At 69.3% G+C, this 18,224-nt stretch carries 12 protein-coding genes; 5 read left to right on the forward strand and 7 right to left on the reverse strand.

The window, feature by feature from the left end; all coding sequences use genetic code 11:
* Window positions 1-19: 19 nt before the first annotated feature.
* The 7 genes from ACHMXA_RS31170 to ACHMXA_RS31200 form a co-directional block, all read right to left on the reverse strand.
* Window positions 20-1,714, reverse strand: a complete 1,695-nt coding sequence (locus ACHMXA_RS31170; RefSeq protein WP_395322169.1) for a rhodanese-like domain-containing protein — start codon at window positions 1,712-1,714, stop codon at window positions 20-22.
* Between the two features lie 129 nt (window positions 1,715-1,843).
* On the reverse strand, window positions 1,844-2,740 hold the full coding sequence (locus ACHMXA_RS31175; protein WP_395322171.1) for an NmrA family NAD(P)-binding protein: 897 nt from the start codon (window positions 2,738-2,740) through the stop codon (window positions 1,844-1,846).
* Window positions 2,737-3,822: an ABC transporter substrate-binding protein gene (locus tag ACHMXA_RS31180; protein ID WP_395322173.1), complete on the reverse strand. Its 1,086-nt coding sequence runs from the start codon at window positions 3,820-3,822 to the stop codon at window positions 2,737-2,739. Before ACHMXA_RS31180 ends, ACHMXA_RS31175 begins: the two co-directional genes overlap by 4 nt.
* A 19-nt stretch (window positions 3,823-3,841) precedes the next feature.
* Window positions 3,842-5,470, reverse strand: coding sequence for an ABC transporter substrate-binding protein (locus ACHMXA_RS31185; protein WP_395322174.1), 1,629 nt, complete (start codon window positions 5,468-5,470; stop codon window positions 3,842-3,844).
* A gap of 3 nt (window positions 5,471-5,473) precedes the next feature.
* Window positions 5,474-7,108 (reverse strand): ABC transporter substrate-binding protein, encoded by a 1,635-nt coding sequence (locus tag ACHMXA_RS31190; RefSeq protein WP_395322175.1) that lies wholly within the window; start codon window positions 7,106-7,108, stop codon window positions 5,474-5,476.
* A complete protein-coding gene (locus tag ACHMXA_RS31195; RefSeq protein WP_395322176.1) occupies window positions 7,105-8,622 on the reverse strand; it encodes an amidase in 1,518 nt (505 codons plus the stop codon). The genes ACHMXA_RS31190 and ACHMXA_RS31195 overlap by 4 nt, the downstream gene beginning before the upstream one ends.
* A 36-nt stretch (window positions 8,623-8,658) precedes the next feature.
* Window positions 8,659-10,272, reverse strand: coding sequence for an ABC transporter substrate-binding protein (locus ACHMXA_RS31200; protein WP_395322178.1), 1,614 nt, complete (start codon window positions 10,270-10,272; stop codon window positions 8,659-8,661).
* Window positions 10,273-10,487: 215 nt separating this feature from the next.
* Between ACHMXA_RS31200 and ACHMXA_RS31205 the strand changes: the two genes are divergently transcribed.
* From ACHMXA_RS31205 to ACHMXA_RS31225, 5 genes are all read left to right on the forward strand, one after another.
* Complete coding sequence (locus ACHMXA_RS31205) at window positions 10,488-11,819, forward strand: acyl-CoA dehydrogenase family protein (protein ID WP_395322179.1); 1,332 nt, start codon at window positions 10,488-10,490, stop codon at window positions 11,817-11,819.
* 6 nt (window positions 11,820-11,825) lie between these two features.
* Window positions 11,826-13,010, forward strand: a complete 1,185-nt coding sequence (locus ACHMXA_RS31210; RefSeq protein ID WP_395322181.1) for an LLM class flavin-dependent oxidoreductase — start codon at window positions 11,826-11,828, stop codon at window positions 13,008-13,010.
* A gap of 36 nt (window positions 13,011-13,046) precedes the next feature.
* A complete protein-coding gene (locus ACHMXA_RS31215; RefSeq protein ID WP_395322183.1) occupies window positions 13,047-14,084 on the forward strand; it encodes an aldo/keto reductase in 1,038 nt (345 codons plus the stop codon).
* A complete protein-coding gene (locus tag ACHMXA_RS31220) occupies window positions 14,081-15,322 on the forward strand; it encodes an SfnB family sulfur acquisition oxidoreductase (protein WP_395322185.1) in 1,242 nt (413 codons plus the stop codon). Before ACHMXA_RS31215 ends, ACHMXA_RS31220 begins: the two co-directional genes overlap by 4 nt.
* A gap of 249 nt (window positions 15,323-15,571) precedes the next feature.
* A complete protein-coding gene (locus tag ACHMXA_RS31225) occupies window positions 15,572-17,953 on the forward strand; it encodes a DNA polymerase II (protein WP_395322187.1) in 2,382 nt (793 codons plus the stop codon).
* Window positions 17,954-18,224 lie beyond the last annotated feature (271 nt).

Consider the following 18,224-nt stretch of genomic DNA (forward strand, 5'->3'; position numbering starts at 1 on the left):
GCCGCTGCAACGAACACCTTCAACTATCGATATGCGTTTTTCCGTGCGAGCTTTCATGCGCGCCAGCGGGAACGCGGAAGCTCGCGAGTTCCTCGGGCGAGCACTGCGCGATCAGGCCGAGCTCCCAGTCCAGATAGCGGCGCGCGGCGTCGAGATTGCCGTCGTGCCGGTCGTGCACGAAGAGCAGGTAGTCGATGGCCTCGCCGTCCGAAGGCGAAGCGGGCGTGGCCTGCCGGGGCCAGCCCGCGGATTCGAGCGCCTCGGCGCTGGTCCACGAGAGCTGCTGCCAGCCGGCTTCGCGCAGGTCCTGCGCTGCCAGCCGTGCGAGGCTTTCGTCGGGGGCGACCAGCAGCACGGGCCGCTGCGGGTCGCCACCGGTCGCGGCGCGGGCATCGGCCACCACGCGCGGTCGGATCGACCAGACCGCGCCGCGTGCATGAGAAGCCCTGTAGGCGCGCGAGGGGCGCAGGTCGAGCACGGCCGGGAGTCCGCGGGCGTCCTCGCTCCACGCGGGCACTGCATCGGCGTCGAGCGCGGGCACCGGCGCGGGAAGCTTCACGGGCGTGCGCACCGGAACGCGCAGGTCGCTGGCGAGACCGTCCTCGACCAGGGCCGCGTCGAGACCGAGCCGGCGCAGCCATAGTGCGACCACCGGCGCGCGCACGCCGTCGTCGTCGTCGAGCACCAGGACGCGGGCGTGGCGCACGCCGATCTGCAGGTCGGTGGCCTGCAGCAGCTGTCCGCCCGGCGCATGGCGTGCGCCCTGCAGGCCGCCGGCGGCAAATTCTTCCGCGGTGCGCACGTCGAACACGAAGGTGGTTCGGTTGCCGTCGTCGAGCCAGCCCTGGGCTTCGGCTGCGGTGAGAACAGGTACGCCGGCGCGACGCGCCGCAGCGGCAGCGTCTTCGCGAGCCGCCTGGCGCTGCACGGCATCGGGAGCGGGCGGAAGCGCGCGGGCGCTGCCGCGCTCCAGTTCGAGTCCCGCGAGCGCCCAGCCCTGCGTGCCGTTCTCCAGCGCGAGCACCGGGTTCGGCACGCCGAGGTCGCGCAGGATCTGCGCGCCCACGATGCTGCGCGTGCGTCCCGCGCAGTGCACCACGATGGGCGTGGCGGGGTCCGACACCAGCGTGCGCCAGCGCAGTGCCAGCTCGCCGTTGGGCACGGGAATCGCGCCGGGCAGCGTCATCTTGTGGTGTTCTTCGAGCGTGCGGCCGTCCAGCAGCACCAGCGGTTCGCCCGCGCGCTGCCGGGCGGCGAGTTCGCGCGCATCGATGTGCGGCACCTCGAAGGCATGTTCGGCGACTTCGCCGAAGGTCTTCGAAGGCAGGTTCACGCCCTTGAACAGCGTGTGCCCTGCGCGCGACCAGGCGGGCGCGCCGCCCGCGAGCACCGACACGTCGTCGTAGCCGAGGGCCGAGAGGCGGCCGGCCGCCTTGTGCGCCAGGGCCGAATCCGCGTCGCCGTCGTCGAACAGCACGGTGCGGGTGGCGCGCCGCGGCACGAGTCGGGCCACTTCGGTCTCAAGGCGGCTGTAGCCGGCGTGCACAGCGAAGAAGGGATGCCCCTCGCCGTACTGGCCGTGTTCGCGGATGTCGAGCAGCGCGAGCTCGCGGCCGTCCTGCAGCCATTGATGCAGCGTGGCCGCGGAGACGAGGGGCGCATGCGCAACGGCGCGCACAGGAACGGGGGCAGAAATTTCGGCGGTGGTGGACATGAAGGCTGAGGAAAAGCTCGGCGGCACCATAGCCGCGCGGCGCGCGCGCCGCTACGAAGACTTCCGCATAAGCAAACGCGGTGTTGGGGCGGGTGCGGATTTTCCGATCCGCCGACCCGCCGATCTCTTTCAGGCCGGCGCGCGTCTCGCGACGGTTTCCGCGAGAAAGGCTTCCACCGTGCGCGGCGGGCGCCCAAGGACGTCGGCCACCGTGCCTGTCGTCGGCTCGGCTTCACCGGCGGCGATCAGCGCCGCGAACTCGGCGTGCACGCGGGCGATGTAGGGCGAGGGCGCATTCGCAGCCTGTCGCAGCTGCTGTGCCTGGGCGGACAGCGGCGTCGCGACGATCGGGCGGCCGGTGAGTCGCGACGCGATGCCGGCAATCTCGTCGTACCCGACGGCGCTGCCGCCGGTGAGCACCCATGGCGTGGCCGATGCCTCGCTGGCGACGGACTGCTCGAACAGCGCCTCCACCGCCACGTCCGCGATGTCGCGTGCATCGATGAAGGCGACCTTCGGGTCGTCCGGCGGCGCATGCAGCGCGTCGCCGGCCGCGAGCTCCGCAGCCACGCGCGAGAGCATCACCTGCATCCATGCATTCGGGCGCAGCACGCGGTGCGCGATGCCCGAGCGGCGCAGGGCGGCCTCGATCTCGCGGTGCGCGTCACCGGAAAGCGAGCGCCCGGGCGGCTCGATGGTCCAGTGCGAGCCCGAGAGCTTCACGATGCGTTCGACGCCCGCCGCCGCAGCCGCCTCGATCACCGTGATCTGCTGAGCGGCCAGCGTAGGCGTGATCGGGGACAGCAGGAAGAGGCGCGACACGCCTTTGAGCGCACGGCGCAGGCTGTCGCCGTCGTCGAAATCGCCGACGGCCGTTTCGGCGCCTTGCGCCCTGAGGTCGTTGGCCCGCGCAGGATGGCGCGTGAGGGCGCGCACCCTGGCACCGCGCGCGAGCAGTCGGGGCACGAGCAGTTGGCCCAGCCGGCCGGTGGCGCCCGTCACCAGGATGCGAGGCGGCGAGCTCATGCGGCGACTGCCTGCGGCACCTGTTCGATGTGCCCCGACCGAGCATGCAGTGCGCGCAGAGGCGCATGGTCGACCCAGGCGCCGAGATCGAAGTCCGCCAGCAGGAAGCCCCACTGCAGCAGGAAGTCCTTGAAGTGCCCGATGGCCTCCACCAGCGGCGCATCGAGGCCGATGCCCAGGTGCCTGTGCACGTCGGGGCCATTGGAGGCGAGCACCGCTTCCTCGTTGGTGGCGATCTCGCGCGCGACGAAGCGCAGGGTCTCGTCGGGATGGGCCTCGGCCCAGCGGCCCGCGCGTGCGACCACGTCGAGCAGTCGCACCACGAGATCGGGGCGTTGCCGCGAGAGCGCGTCGTCCACCGTGAGCACGCGCGGCGTGCCGTTGTTGATGCGGATCTTCGGATCGGGATGGTTGCCGAACTCCGCGACGACCTGCGCGCCGATCAGGTTCGCCACCACGATGCCTTCGGCGCCCTTGAGGAAGATCGCATCCACCTCGCCGCGCACCAGCGCCTCGACTTCGCGGAAGTAAGGATGGCGCCGGCGCAGCCCGAAGAGGCTCGGGTCGCCCTGCGCGACGATGACGGACTCCTCGATCGGCAGCTCCACCAGCGTCACGTCGCCGGTCGAGAGCCCCGCCAGCGACAGGCCCGACACGATGCCCTTGAGGGCGGTCGCGCGATGGAAGTCGATCAGGTCGTTCACGCGGCGCGGCACGGCGAGGCGCCGGCCTGCGAGCGCCTCGGCCGATGCGTTGCCGCGGTCCGGCAGCGTCACGATGGCCTGGAATTCGTCGGTCCAGGTGATGGCCACCAGCCGCGTGGCGCGCCCGTTGGCGCGCGCCCAGATCGGCGGGATGTTGCCGCCCTGGCGGAAGGACCACGCCAGGTGATGGTCGAAATGGCTCTCGCGGATGCTGCGGTCCTTCGAGTCGATGATCGATTCGATGGCGATGCCCTCCTCGGCGAAGGTCTCGGCCAGCCAGCCCTGGCGGGCGGCGATGCCCAGCGGCGAGGGCACGGGGCAGCGGGTGTACCAGAGCACGTCGGGCCGGGCGCCGGAAGGTGAAGAAGGCGAAGTCATGATGGGGTGTTCCTTGATCTCAGGTGCCGATCCACGCGCCGGCCAGGTTGCCGCCGATGCCGTCGGCGCTCACGGTGTGGCCGTGCACGCGGCGGTCGGCGATGGTGTAGTTGTCGATGGCCAGCAGCGTGATGTCGGGCAGGTCGCGCACGATGTGCCGCTGGAACTCCACGAAGGCCTGTCGCCTGCGGCCCTCGTCCACCTCGACGGCCGCGGCTTCGAGCAGGCGGTCCACCTCGGGGTTGCTGTAGCCCGAGCCGTTGGAGAACGGCAGGCCCTTCCTGAAGTTCTTCGACCAGTACAGGCGCTGGATGCCCACGGTCGGATCGAAGGTATTGCTCATCACGCTCACGTGCAGGTCGAAGGCGCGGTCGGCGTACACGCGGCGCACGTAGGTCGCGAAGTCCTGCGAGTTGATGGTGACCTCGATGCCGATGCGGCCCAGGCTCTGCTTCAGGTACTCGGCCGTGCGCTGGCCGCCTTCGTTGGGAATCGGCACGAGCCCCAGCTTCAGCCGCAGGTTGCCGCCGGCCTTGCCGCGCGCGAGGCCCGCCGCGTCGAGCAGCGCCTCGGCCTGCTTCAGGTCGTAGGGCAGCACGGGCAGGTCCGGCACGTAGAACTTCTTCAGCGCCGGATGCACCGGCCCCGGGATCAGCGTGCCCTGGCCATACCACACGGTCTTGCGCACCACCTGCCGGTTGATGGCGTGCGCGATGGCCTGGCGCACGCGCAGGTCCTGCAGCGCGGGGTTCTCCAGGTTGAATTCCACGCGCGAGACGTTGTTGATGTACTGGTAGCCGTTGGGCTCGAACACCAGGTTCGGCTTGGCGCGCAGCCGCTCGACGTCGCCCAGCGGCACCGGCGTGCCGGGGCTCAGGTGCACCTCGCCCTTCTCGATGGCGGCGGCGCGGGCGGCCGCGTCGGGAATGAAGCGCACGATCAGCCGGTCGACGTAGGGCCTGGGGTTGTCCCAGTAGTTCGGGTTGCGCTCGTAGGCCACGTGGCTGCCGCGCACCCATTCCTTGAAGACGAAGGGGCCGGTGCCCACGGGCGCGTTGTTGGCCGGGTTGGCATCGGCCTTGCCGCTCTCGTAGAGGTGCTTCGGCACGATGGGCGACTCGGAGGCCGAGAGCGCCGTGAGCAGATAGGGCACCGGTTTCGACAGCACCAGCACGGCGGTGAAGTCGTCCGGCGTGCGCACCTCGGCCAGGCTGGAGAAGGTGGCGCGGCCGCGCGGGTGGTACTGCTTCAGCAGGCCGATGGAATGCGCCACGTCGGCCGAGGTGAAGGGCCGGCCGTCGTGCCACTTCACGCCGCGGCGCAGGGTGAAGGTGTATTGCAGGCCGTCGCTGCTCACGGCCCATGCGGTGGCCAGCTGCGGCTGCGGCGCGAGCTCGAAGTCGTAGCTCAGCAGCCCCTCGGTGACCTTGGCCGAGATCAGCACCGACGAGCCCGCCGAATGCGCGATGGTGGTGAGCGTCGGGGGCTCGGGGTCGACCAGCACGGTGAGCGTGCCGCCGCGCACCGGCGCACCGGTGGTGGCTGCTGCCGCCGGCAGCCCCTGCGCCCACGCGGGCGCCAGGCCGGCAAGGCCCAGGCTTGCGCCGCCCTGCAGGAAGAGGCGGCGATGGATGGCGTTGTCGTTCATGTCTCAGGCCCTGATGTGGATGTCGGCGAAGTTGCCCGAGAGCCCTTCCGCACCGACCGTGTGGTCGCCGATGCGTCGGTTCGCCACCGTGACCTGCGCCACGGCCACGAGGCCGATGGTCGGCAGCTCGGATGCGATCACGCGCTGGAACTCGCTGAAGAGCGCGCGCCGCTTCGCGGGGTCGTTCTCCACGGCAGCCGCCTTCAGCAGCCGGTCGACTTCGGGGTTGTCGTAGTGGGCGCCGTTCGAGAACGGCACGCCGGGGCGGAAGTTCTTCGACCAGTAGAAGCGCTGGATGCCCACCGTGGGGTCGAACATCTGGCTGATGCCCTGGTTGTTGAAGTCGAAGTCGCGGTCGGTGTACACGCGCTTGATGTAGCTGCCGAACTCCTGCGTGCGCACCGTCACGTCGATGCCCACGCGCGCCAGCGCCTGGCGGATGTACTGGCCCACGCGGTTGCCGCCGCCGTCGAACACGTCGTGGCTCACGCGGAAGCGCACGCCGTCGGCGCCCCGCGGAAAACCCGCCTCGTCCAGCAGCGCCTCGGCGCGCCTGCGGTCGAAGCGCGGCACCGCCACCTTCGGGTCGTGGAAGGCCCTGAGCACCGGCGAGATCGGCCCGGGCGCGGCGATGCCATAGCCGTACCACACGGTCTTCAGGATCACGTCGCGGTCGATCGCATGCGCGACGGCCTGGCGCACCTTGGCGTGCTTGAAGTAGCGGTTGTCCAGGTTGAACTCGATGCGCGTGGTGGAGTTGTTGAAGTACTCGTTGCCGCGCGTGTCCAGGCGCAGGTGGGGCAGGTCCTTGAGGCGGTCGAGGTCGGGAATGGGTACGGGCGTCGCACCCGCGAGATCGACCGTGCCGCTTTCCAGTGCGGCGGCCGCGGCAGCCTGGTCGGGAATGAAGCGCACCACGAGGCGGTCGATGTACGGCTTGCCCGGGTCCCAGTAGTTCGGGTTGCGCTCGTAGATCACATGGCTGCCGCGCACCCATTCCTTGAACACGAAGGGGCCGGTGCCCACAGGCGCGTTGTTGGCCGGATGAGTGGCCAGGTCCTTGCCTTCATAGACATGCCTTGGAACGATCGGCGACTCCGCCGCCGCGAGCGCGGTGAGCAGGAAGGGGGCGGGGCGGCTGAGCACCAGCACCGCCGTGTGCGCATCGGGCGTGCGCACCTCGGACACGCTCGCGAAGGTGGCGCGGCCGCGCGGGTGCGAGGCCTTGAGGGCGAGGATCGAGAAGGCGACATCGGCCGAGCTGAAGTCGCGCCCGTCGTGCCACTTCACGCCGCGCCGCAGCCGGAAGGTGTATTGCAGGCCGTCGGGCTGCACCTCCCAGGCCACCGCCAGCTGGGGGCGCGGGCGCAGGTCGAAGTCGTAGCTCAGCAGGCCTTCCACCGCCTTGGGCGAGACCAGGAAGGTGCCCGCGGCGGAGTTGACCAGGCCGACCAGCGTGGGTGGCTCCAGCGCCGTGAGCAGGGTGACGACGCCGCCCTGCGCGCGGCGCGGCGCCTCGGACGGTGCCGCGGCGGTGGCCGCCAGTGCTGGCGCCGCCAGCGGCAGGCCGAGGCCGCCGAAGCCCCCAAGGAGACGCCGGTGAAAGCGCCGCCGGCTGATGGGCAGCGTGGGCCTCATGCCGGGCCGCTCCCTCCGAAGCCGGGCGGCGCGATGAAGCCGCCATAGACCTGCTCCAGCAGCTCGGCGAAGGCGATGGTCGTGCGGTCCTCGAGGTAGGGGCCGACGGCCTGCGCGCTCACCGGCAGGCCGGCCTCGTCGAGCCCGACCGGGAAGCTGGTGGCCGGCAGGCCCGGCAGCACCGGCAGGCCCGCCCAGTGGAACAGGTCCAGGAAGCGGACTTCGCGCGTGCCGTTCTCGAACGCGACGGGATAGGTGCGCTCGTCCTTCGGCTCGGTGTGGTTGTGGCGGAAGGCCGGAAGCGGCGCGACCGGCGTCACCACCACGTCGAAGTGCTCGAAGAAGCGCTCCCACTGGTGGCGCAGCGCCACGCGGCGCTCGTTGTCCTTCAGCCATTCGCTGTGGCGCAGCGTGGGCGCGCGCAGCCATGCGGCATCGGCGCTGTCGTCGTCGCTCGAGAGGGCTTCGAGCCGCTTCTGCGCCGACTTGCTCAGTGCGGGCGGCGTGGCCAGCGAAGAGCCCAGCAGGCTGCGGTAGACGCGGTGCGACTGCGTGAGGTCGGGCAGCAGGCCATCCGGCAGTTCCGAAGGCCGCGTCACCTTCACGCCCTGCGTGCGCAGGCGCTCCACCACGCGCTCGACCACCAGCGCCTCGTGCAGGCTGCGCTCGCTGCCGGGCCACTGGTCGATCACCAGCACGCGGAAGTCGCTCAGCCTGGTGTGGCGCGCCGGCGGCAGCGCCGCCTTCCAGGCCTTGGCGGCCAGCGGCTCGAGGTTGACCAGCAGGTCGAGCGCGAGCCCGAGGTCGGAGGCGGTGCGCGCCAGCGGACCGGCCACGGCAAGGTCGCGATCTGCCAGCCGGCCCGAGGGCACGCCGGTGCCGCGCAGCGCGACGAGTCCTGCCGTCGGCTTATGGCCGTACACGCCGTTGAAGTGCGCAGGGATTCGGATCGAGCCGCCGATGTCGGTGCCCAGTTCCAACGCGACGTAGCCCGCCGCGAGCGCGGCGGCCGAGCCGCCCGAGGAGCCGCCCGGCGTGCGCGTGGTGTCCCACGGGTTGTTGCTCACGCCGTAGACGTCGTTGTAGCTCTGCAGGTCGGCCAGCGCGAGCGGCACGTTGCTCTTGCCGACGATCACCGCGCCCGCTCCGCGAAGCGCCGCGACGGCCAGTGAGTCCTGCGCTGCCACGTTGTTCGCGTAGTCGGGGTTGCCGCTGCTCGTGACGTAGCCGGCGACGTCGAACGATTCCTTCACCGTGATCGGCACGCCCAGCAGCGGCCTGCGCTCGCCGCGCGCCAGGGCCGCATCGGCTTCGCGGGCCGCCGCGCGGGCGGCTTCGTCGTCGCGAACCACCACGGCGTTGAGGTCGTTGTCGAAGCGGCTGATGCGCGCGAGCACGTGCTCCAGCAGGTCGACGGCGGACACGCGGCCGGCGGCCAGCGCCTCGGCCTGCGCGCGGGCGCTGGCGAAGGTCAGCGAATCCAGAAGGGTGTGGTGGAGGTCCTGGGTGGTCATGTGAGCTTTCGGCGATTGGCGCATTACTTGCGTGATTTACTTGCGCGGTTCGATCCATGCGTCGGCCAGGTCGCCGGACATCAGGTCGATGCTGTTGTGGAAGTCGTGCAGGCGCGTGCTGTGCACCACGATCGACGGTACGGCGACGATCGGGAGCACCGGCAGCTCGCGGCCGACGATCTGCTGGACCTGCCGGAACTGCGCCGCGCGTTTGCCTGCGTCGAGCTCGACGGCGGCCTGCCGGAACAGCTCGTCGACCTGCGGGTTGTCGTAGTGGGCGGCGTTGACCCAGATCAGCGGGTTGCGCACGCCGTCACCCCAGTAGATGCGCTGCACGCCCACGGTGGGATCGAAGAGGCGGCCGAGGCCGTTGATGTTGATGTCGAAGTCGCGCGTGGTGTAGACCCGCTTGAGGAAGGTCGGCAGGTCGCCGTCCACGATGTCGACCTTGATGCCCACGCGCGCCAGCGCGGAGCGCAGGTAGTCGGCCGTGCGCTTGAATTCCGCACCTGGGATGTAGCTCAGCCGCAGCGAGAAGCGCTGGCCGTTGGCCTGCTTCGGCTGGCCCGCCTCGTCGAGCAGGCGGTTGGCCGCGGCGACGTCGAAGGGATAGCGGAAGGTGCTGTCGTCGTAGTAGTCGGACAGCACGCGCGGAATGGGCGAGTTCACGACCTCCACGCGCTTGTAGTAGATCGTGTTGCGGATGAAGTTGCGGTCGATGGCCTGCGCGATGGCGTGGCGCACCTTGGCGTTCGCGAGGACCGGGTTCTCTACGTTGAACTCGAGGAACGAGGCGTTGTTGAGGAAGCCGTCATAGCCGTCGTCGACCTTGAGCTTCGGGTTCGACGACAGCCGTTCGAGGTCGGCCAGGCTCACGCCCTGCGCCACGTCGACCTCGCCGGTCTCGATGGCGGTGGAGATCGCGGCTGGGTCGCGCACGAACTTCACGATCACGCGGTCGATGTACGGGCGGTCCTTGCGCCAGTAGCCCGGGTTCTTGCGCAGCACCAGGTGGCTGCCGCGCACCCACTGCTCGAAGATGTACGGACCCGTGCCCACGGGCGCCGAGATGTTCGGGCTGGCGAGCGGATCGCCGTCGGCGTAGCGGTGGGCCGGCACGATCGGCAGCTCGGCCGACGACAGCGATTTCAATAGGAATGGCGCCGGCTTGGCCAGCACGATCACCGCCGTGAGCGGATCGGGCGCGTCCACGCGCTCCACGTTGGCCAGCGTGATGCGGCCGCGCGGCCCCTGCTTCTTCTGCACCAGCACCGAGTAGCGCACGTCCTCGGCGGTGAAGTCGCGCCCGTCGTGGAACTTCACGCCCGGGCGCAGCTTGAAGGTGTACTTCAGGCCGTCGGCGCTGACCTGCCACGAGGTTGCCAGCAGCGGCTGCGGGTTGAACTTCGCGTCGTAGCGCAGCAGGCCCTCGGTGACCTTGGCGCTGATGTTGCGGTTGTCGGTCTTGGTGTCGAGGAAGGACACCAGCGAGGTCGGCTCCTGCGACACCGCGTAGGTCAGCGTTCCGCCGCTCACAGGTGTGGGCGCAGCGGCGCTCTGCGCACCGGCGGTGAAGGGCAGCGCGGCCAGCGCAAGGTGGATCAGCCGCCGGTCGAACTTCAGTTTTGCGAGAAGAAGAAATGAAAGCATGGGATGGATCGCCGTGTCCGCGAGTGGCTCGAAAGGCTGACGATGGTCTTGGAAATCCGTCCCGGCGCTTAGCATTTTTTCGATCATCGAAATGCAGTCGCGACGGGTGCCCGGCGTGCTGCGCATCGAGCCGAAAACCGAGTTTGCTTATGCGCAAACCGAGGGGTGCCGCGGCCTATATTCCCGAGCCTCTGCCGCTTCCGGAAATGCAAGCCATGAATGCCGTCGATCGCGCCTTTTCAGGTGCCCAACTCAGAACCTTGCTCGAACGGCTGCCCGCCCTGGCCGCGGCAATCGGCGAGGGGGCCTCGCAGCGAGAACGCGAAGGCACGCTGCCTTTCGAGGCCTTTGCGCTGTTCCGCGCTTCGGGGCTGGGCGCGTTGCGCATTCCGGCCGAACGCGGCGGCCCCGGCGGTTCCATCGAAGACCTCGTGCAGGTCGTCGCCACGCTGGCGGCGGCCGACTCCAACGTGGCGCATGCCTTGCGCACGCACTACAACGCGATCGAGCTGTGGACCTCCGCGCCGTCCAATGCAGACTCCGACCGACAGCTCGCGCGCGTGCTCGAAGGCGCCCTGTTCGGCGGCGCCTTCACCGAACTGGGGACGCCGCGCTCGGGCACCGTGACCACCGCGCTCGAACGGCAGGGCGACAGGATCGTGCTCAACGGCAGCAAGTACTACGCGACCGGCACCGCCTTCTCCGACTTCGCGAGCATCGCGGTGCGCGACGAGGAGGGCCGCGACGCGACGGTGATCGTGCCCACCGGCCGCGCCGGCCTCCACGTGAAGGACGACTGGGACGGCATGGGGCAGCGGCTCACGGCCAGCGGGAGCCTGGAGTTCGACGATCTCGAAGTCCGGCCCGACGAGATCGTGCTCACCTCGCCGCGCAGCCTGCAGCGGCGCCATGCCTCTTCGCTGCGGCAGCTCTACCTGGTGGCCGTCGCGGCGGGCATCGTGCGCAACGTGTTCGATGACGCCGTGCACTACGTGCGCCATCACGCCCGGCCCGCGGCGCACAGCCTGGCGTCCGCGGCGGCGGAAGACCACTTCACGCAATGGGTGGTGGGCGACCTGGCCGCGCACACGCACGCCGTGGATGCGCTCATCGCCGCCAACGCGCGGCAGCTCGACCGTTCGGCCGAGGCCCTGCGGCGCGGCGCCGCCAACGGCGATGTGGGGGAGGAGGGAGTGCAGCAGCTGGTGCTCGACGGCGCGCTCGCCACCGCCAAGACGCAACTGGCGGTCAGCCGGATCGCGCTGCAGGCGGCCGAGCGCCTCTTCGAGGCCGGCGGCGCCTCGGCCACTTCGCGCAGGCACAACTTCGACCGCCACTGGCGCAACCTGCGCACCATCTTCAGCCACAACCCGCTGCTGCAGAAGGCGCGCGTGATCGGCGACTACCACCTCAACGGCACGACGAAGCACCTGGAGGAAGGCAAGGTCTTCTCGAGCCCGATGATGAATCCGGCGAATTTGGATATGCGGATTCCGGGCGTGCCATTTGCCGTGCGGCTGCACAGAATCCGGGCCCCTGGAAGGTAATTTCAAATGTCCCTGCCACAACGGCCCGGCGCCATTGCCGGATGGGAGCGCTTTGCCGCTCCGAGCGAATTCAGCGAGAGCCCGCTTTCCCAGGCCTTCAGGCAGCCCGTGCTGCTGGGGCTGTTCCTGCCGATCCAGGCGGGCGGCTGGAGCGCGTCGACACTCCCGCGCACCACCGACTGGCGCTTTGACTACAACCGCGACCTCGTGCTGAAGGCCGAGCAGTTGGGCTTCGACCTGGTGTTCGCGCTGTCGCAATGGCTGCCCAAGGGCGGCTATGGCGGTGTCTTCAACGGCAACGCGCTCGACTCGTTCATGACCACGGCCGCGCTCACCGCGGTGACGAGCCGGATCATGCTGATCTCGACCATCCATGTGCTCTACGGCCCGCTGCATCCGCTGCACCTGGCCAAGTACGCCGCCACGCTCGACCACATCTCGGGCGGGCGCTGGGGCATCAACGTGGTCACTGGGCACCGCGCGGTCGAACACGAGATGTTCGGTTCCCATCGCATCGAGCACGACCGCCGCTACGAACTTGCAGCAGAGTTCCTCGAAGTGGTGCAGCGGCTTTGGGCCGACACCGAGAACTGGTCGTTCAAGGGCGAATCACTGTGGAAACTCGATGGCGCTTTCGTCTCGCCCAAGCCGCGCTTCGGCCGGCCCGTGCTGGTGAACGCCACCGGCTCCGACGCTGGCATCGGCTTCGCGGCGCGCTATTCCGACATCGTGTTCATCACCAGCCCGAGCGGTTCGAGCTTCGCCAGCGCCATCGAGGCGCTCCCGGCGCATGCCGCGCGCGTGAAGCAGGCTGCGCGCGACGTGGGCCGCGAGGTGCGCACGCTGCTCAACCCGATGGTGATCAGCCGCGAGACCGAGCGCGAGACCTGGGACTACCACGACGCCATCGTCGCGCACGTCGACGCCGATCCGAAGACCAGCTTCAACCGTTTCGACAGCGACGCGCACGCCTGGCGCGGCCGCGTCGGCAACGACGCTCCCAAGCGCCGTGCCATCGGCGGAAACATCGAGGTCATCGGCACGCCGGAGCAGGTGGTCGAGCAGTTCGTGCAGCTCAAGCGCGCGGGCATCGATGGCCTGCAGCTGAGCTTCTTCGACTTCAAGCCCGACCTCGAATTCTTCGGCGACCGCATCCTGCCGCTGATGAGGCAGGCCGGGCTTCGCCTGTAGGCGCACCTTTCACCCCGACACCAGAGAACCTTCTCCATGAGCACCATCGACTACCGCCCACTCGGGCGCAGCGGCATCCTCGTGTCGCCGCTCACGCTCGGCACCATGATGTTCGGCGGTCAGACCGACCGCGCCACCGCGCAGTGCATCGCCGATCGCGCCTTCGAGCAGGGCATCAACTTCATCGATACCGCCAATGCGTACAACAAGGGCGAATCGGAAAAGGTGGTGGGCCAACTGGTGGCGCCCAACCGGCACCGCTGGGTGCTCGCGACGAAGTTCGCGAACCCCGATCCGGACATCGCCGGCCCCAACAACAGGAGCACCGGGCGGCACGGCATCGTGCAGTCGGTGGAGGCCAGCCTGAAGCGACTGGGCACCGACCACATCGACCTGCTGTACCTGCACCGCGAGGACCGCGCCACGCCGGTGGCCGAGACCGTACGCGCACTGGGCGACCTGATCCGCGCCGGCAAGCTGCGCAGCTACGGCCTCTCGAACCACAGCGCCTGGAAGATCGCGGAGTTCAGCCGCACCGCAGACGCCCTGAACGTGGACCGGCCGGCGGCGAGCCAGCCGCTCTACAACCTCGCGAACCGGCAGATCGAGGCCGAGCACCTGCCCGCGGCCGAGTACTACGGCGTGGGTGTCGTTTCGTACAGCCCGCTCGCGCGCGGCGTGCTCACCGCCAAGTACGAGCCGGGCAAGGCGCCGCCGTCCGGCACGCGCGCGGGCCGCGACGACAAGCGCATCCTGCAGACGGAGTGGCGCGCCGAGTCGCTGCAGATCGCCCAGCGCGTGAAGGAGCACGTCGAGGGGCGCGGCATCACGCCCGGGCAGTTTGCACTGGCATGGGTGTTGAACAACCGGCTGATCACCTCCGCCATCGCCGGCCCCCGCACGCTGGAGCAGTGGGAAGACTACGTGCCGGCGCTGCAGTACCGCTTCAGCGATGAAGACGAGGCGTTGGTCGACGCGCTGGTGACCACGGGCCATTCGTCGCTGCCGGGCTTCAACGACCCGAGCCATCCCTTCTTCGGGCGTCTGCCGCGGCATCGCGCGGCGGCCTCATGAATGCCGTGCTCGCCTCGGTGATCAAGCGCCAGCAGTCCGCCCATCGCACCACGCGCGCCGTGCAGGCGGCACAGGTGCTGCGCTCCGACGCGGAAGTGCTCCAGGCCGCGCGCCGCATCGCCGGCCTGATCGCCGAAGGCTCGGCCGAGCGGGACCGCGAGCGCATCCTGCCCGAACGCGAGCTCGACCTGGTCTCGGCCGCGGGCCTGTGGGCCATGAACGTGCCGCGCGAGCACGGCGGCGCGGGCGTGTCCTATGCCACCGTGGCGCAGGTGTTCGCGATTCTCACGGCCGCGGATGCGTCCATCGGCCAGATCCAGCAGAACCACAACAGCGCGGTTTTCTGGCTCTCGACGGTGGGCACTGCCGCGCAGAAGGACTTCTTCCTGGGTGAGATCCTGCGCGGCTGCCGCTTCGGCAATGCCAACACCGACGCGCCTGGAAAGCAGGGTTTACAGCCCACGGTCATCGCTCGCACCGCACGCGGCCACGTGCTCAGCGGCGAGAAGATCTACGCCACGGGGGCGCTCTTCGCCCACTACGTCACCGTCATCGGCCAGAACGAAGCTGGCGAGAAGACGGTCGCCATCATTCCCGCGGGCACGCCCGGCCTCGCGATCGAGGACGATTGGCAGAGCTTCGGCCAGCGCACCACCGCGAGCGGCCGCGTGCGGCTCGACCGTGTCGAGCTGCCGGACCTGTGCGTGCTGCCGATCCACCGGGCCTACAGCGAACAGGCCATGGGCGCCGTCTCGCAGCTCAGCCACGTGGGCATCGACCTGGGCATTGCGCAGGCGGCGCTGGACGACACGGTGCGCTTCCTGCGCGGCCGCTCGTCGATCAGCCAGCCCGAGGGCTCGCCGCGGGCGGTGATCGACCCGCTGGTCATCGCGCAGGCCGGGGAGATCCAGATCCGCATCCATGCCGCCGAGGCAATGACGCAGCGCGCGGGCCTGGCGGTGGATGCGGCCATCGCCGACCCCGACAGGGCGAACCGCGCGGCGGCCTCGCTGGCCGTGGCCGAAGCCAAGGTGCTCACATCGGAAGTGGCGCTGCTGGCCTCCAGCAAGCTCTTCGAGCTGTGCGGCACGCGCTCGGCGCAGTCGCCGCATGCCTTCGACCGGCACTGGCGCAATGCACGCGTGCACACGCTGCACGACCCGGTGCGGCACAAGTTCACCGTGGTGGGCGACCATCTGCTCAACGGCATTCTTCCGGAGAGTGCGGGAGCACTCTGAGCATGCGGAGCGTGCCGATGCCGCAGGTGAACGGCAGGCATCGGTCGATCTGTTGAAGAGCCCCAAGCGGGAGCGGCAAGGACTGGCGCAGGAGCAGCCGGCTTCCCGACCTTAGGCCGAGGTGCGTGGACCGCGATTGCCGGCAGGAATCGAATCAGCCGCTCGTTCGAGGGCGGGATGCAATGGACTGGGCGAAAATCCGTGCCGCCCAAGCACGTCTACTTCGCGTCCCCATTTCCTCAGGCTCTCGTGGCACCCATCGAACTCAAGGGCTTCATCCTCACCCGCCACTGGCGGGATGCCCCGGCGGGCACGGAGATCGAATACTGGCTGGCCACGGATTCGGGGCCGATGAAGGTCGTGCTCACCTCCCAGGCGTCCGTCGCGTTCGTCGCGGCCCGGCACCGCGCGGCAGTGCAGGCGCAGCTTGCCGCCATGCCGGGGATGGAGCTTCGCGAACTCGACCTGAAGACCTTCCAGCGGGAGCCCGTCGTCGGTGTCTATGCGAAGCACTTCCGGCAGATCGGCCGGCTGGCGCGCGCACTCCGTGCACAGGACATTCCGCTGCTCGAGGCCGACGTGCGCCCGCACGACCGCTACCTCATGGAGCGCTTCATCACCGCCGGCGTGCAGGTGGAAGGAGGGCGCACGGACCGCTCGGCGCTCGTCGACTACAGGCTCAGGCCCGCGCCCGAATACCGCCCGGCGCTGAAGATGGTGTCGCTGGACATCGAGACCAGCCAGTACGAGGCACTCTATTCCATTGCGCTGGACGCGGCGCAGGACCGGACCGTCTTCATGCTGGGCGAACCGCCAGCCGTGCCGGGCGGGCCGCAGGCGCATCCGGACTTCTCGCTCGTCTATTGCCCGACCCGCAGGGCCATGATCGAGAAGCTCAACGAGTGGTTCGAGAGGAACGATCCGGACGTCATCGTCGGCTGGAGCGTCATCCAGTTCGACCTGCGGGTACTGCAGAAGACGGCCAACGACTGCGGGGCGCAACTGCTTCTGGGGCGGGAGCGAGGCACCATCGACTGGCGCACCCACCCGGGCAAGCAGGGCTATCTGTTCGCCTCCGTGTCCGGGCGGGTGATCGTCGACGGCATCGAGGCACTGCGGGCCGCGATGTGGAGCTTTCCTTCCTTCAGCCTGGAGAGCGTCTCGCAGGCGCTGCTGGGCGAGGGCAAGGCCATCGGCGACGAGTACGACAAGATGGCCGAGATCGAGCGGCGCTACCAGGAGGACAAGCCCGCGCTCGCGCACTACAACATCCGGGATTGCGAGCTCGTCCTGCGCATCTTCGAGAAGGCGAAGCTGCTGCAGTTCGTGCTGGAGCGGGCGCAGACCACCGGCCTGCAGATCGACCACTTCGGCGGCTCCATCGCGGCGTTCAGCCACCACTACCTGCCGCGCATGCATCGACTGGGCTACGTGGCGCCGAACGTGGGCGAGATCCCGAGCAAGGCCTTCCCCGGGGGCTACGTGATGGACTCGAAGCCGGGGTTCTACGACTCGGTCGTGGTGCTGGACTACAAGAGCCTCTATCCCTCGATCATCCGCACCTTCCTCGTCGATCCCGTGGGCCTCGTGGAAGGCGCCGGCGCGAGCGACCCGGCCGCGGTCGTCCAGGGGCCCCAGGGAACGACCTTCTCCCGCACCAGGCACTGCCTGCCGGAGATTGTGACCACGCTCTGGCGCGCGCGGGACGAGGCCAAGCGGGCCAGGAACGAACCGCTGTCGCAAGCACTCAAGCTGCTGATGAACTCGTTCGCCGGCGTGCTGGGCGCGTCCGAATGCCGCTTCTTCAATCCCAAGCTGGTGTCGGCCATCACCCTTCGGGGGCACGAGATGATGAAGCTCACGCGCGAATTCGTGGAGCGCCGGGGCTACGAGGCCATCTACGGCGACACCGACTCCATCTTTATCTGGCTCGGGCGCACCCACACCAACGAGGAGGCGCATGCCGTCGCGGCGGGGCTCGTGAAGGACATCAACGGCTGGTGGACACGCACCCTGCGCGAGACGCACGGCCTCGAGAATCTGCTCGAGATCGAGTTCGACACTCACTACAGCAAGTTCTTCATGCCCACCATCCGCGGCTCGGACGTGGGCAGCAAGAAGCGCTATGCCGGCCTGAGCAAGGACGCCGCGGGCAAGGAGGAAATGATCTACCGCGGCCTGGAGATGGCCCGCAGCGACTGGACCCCGTTGGCGCGGCAGTTCCAGGAGGGGCTGCTCTCACGCATTTTCCGGGGCGAGCCCTACGAGGAGTTCGTGAGGGAGTACGTGCGCTCGACGCTGTCCGGCGGCCAGGACGAACTGCTCGTCTACAGGAAGCGCCTGCGCCATCGCCTGGATGCCTACCTCGTCAACGTGCCGCCGCAGGTGCGCGCCGCGCGCCTCGCCGACGAGCACAACGACCGGCTCCATCGGCCCAGGCAGTACCAGAACGGCGGCTGGATCCGCTACGTCATGACCCGCAACGGCCCGGAACCGATGGAGGCCCTCCACTCCCGGATCGACTACGACCACTACCTGAGCCGGCAGCTGCAGCCGATCGCCGACGCCATCCTGCAGCCCATGGGAGCGAGCTTCGCGGCCCTGACGAGCTCGCAGCAACACCTTTTCTAGCGCCGCGAGCGAGGCGAATTCCCCGGGCGCGCGCCGCCGGGGCTGTGGCGCACCGGGCCGACCTGCCAAAAGAAAACCCGCCGAAGCGGGTTAAATGGACAGCCATAGGAGGAGGGTAGAGGGAGAGATTGGCTGCCCCGGTTGCAGTGTAGCCCTTTTGTTTGCAGAGTTTTGCGGAATCGGCATCCGAAAAAGTGACAGCGTGTTGCCGGCGGCTGCACGACGGTGCTTTCTTTCGGCACCAACAGGGCGTCCCGACGCGGGCCGATGC

The organism is Variovorax sp. UC74_104, assembly GCF_044055375.1.
GTDB lineage: Bacteria > Pseudomonadota > Gammaproteobacteria > Burkholderiales > Burkholderiaceae_C > Variovorax.

Bases quoted from the DNA above. Each gene is read 5' to 3' on its own strand.
- ACHMXA_RS31170 (WP_395322169.1), bottom strand. From the start codon at position 1,714: ATGTCCACCACCGCCGAAATTTCTGCCCCCGTTCCTGTGCGCGCCGTT.
- ACHMXA_RS31175 (WP_395322171.1), bottom strand. From the start codon at position 2,740: ATGAGCTCGCCGCCTCGCATCCTGGTGACGGGCGCCACCGGCCGGCTG.
- ACHMXA_RS31180 (WP_395322173.1), bottom strand. From the start codon at position 3,822: ATGACTTCGCCTTCTTCACCTTCCGGCGCCCGGCCCGACGTGCTCTGG.
- ACHMXA_RS31185 (WP_395322174.1), bottom strand. From the start codon at position 5,470: ATGAACGACAACGCCATCCATCGCCGCCTCTTCCTGCAGGGCGGCGCA.
- ACHMXA_RS31190 (WP_395322175.1), bottom strand. From the start codon at position 7,108: ATGAGGCCCACGCTGCCCATCAGCCGGCGGCGCTTTCACCGGCGTCTC.
- ACHMXA_RS31195 (WP_395322176.1), bottom strand. From the start codon at position 8,622: ATGACCACCCAGGACCTCCACCACACCCTTCTGGATTCGCTGACCTTC.
- ACHMXA_RS31200 (WP_395322178.1), bottom strand. From the start codon at position 10,272: ATGCTTTCATTTCTTCTTCTCGCAAAACTGAAGTTCGACCGGCGGCTG.
- ACHMXA_RS31205 (WP_395322179.1), top strand. From the start codon at position 10,488: ATGAATGCCGTCGATCGCGCCTTTTCAGGTGCCCAACTCAGAACCTTG.
- ACHMXA_RS31210 (WP_395322181.1), top strand. From the start codon at position 11,826: ATGTCCCTGCCACAACGGCCCGGCGCCATTGCCGGATGGGAGCGCTTT.
- ACHMXA_RS31215 (WP_395322183.1), top strand. From the start codon at position 13,047: ATGAGCACCATCGACTACCGCCCACTCGGGCGCAGCGGCATCCTCGTG.
- ACHMXA_RS31220 (WP_395322185.1), top strand. From the start codon at position 14,081: ATGAATGCCGTGCTCGCCTCGGTGATCAAGCGCCAGCAGTCCGCCCAT.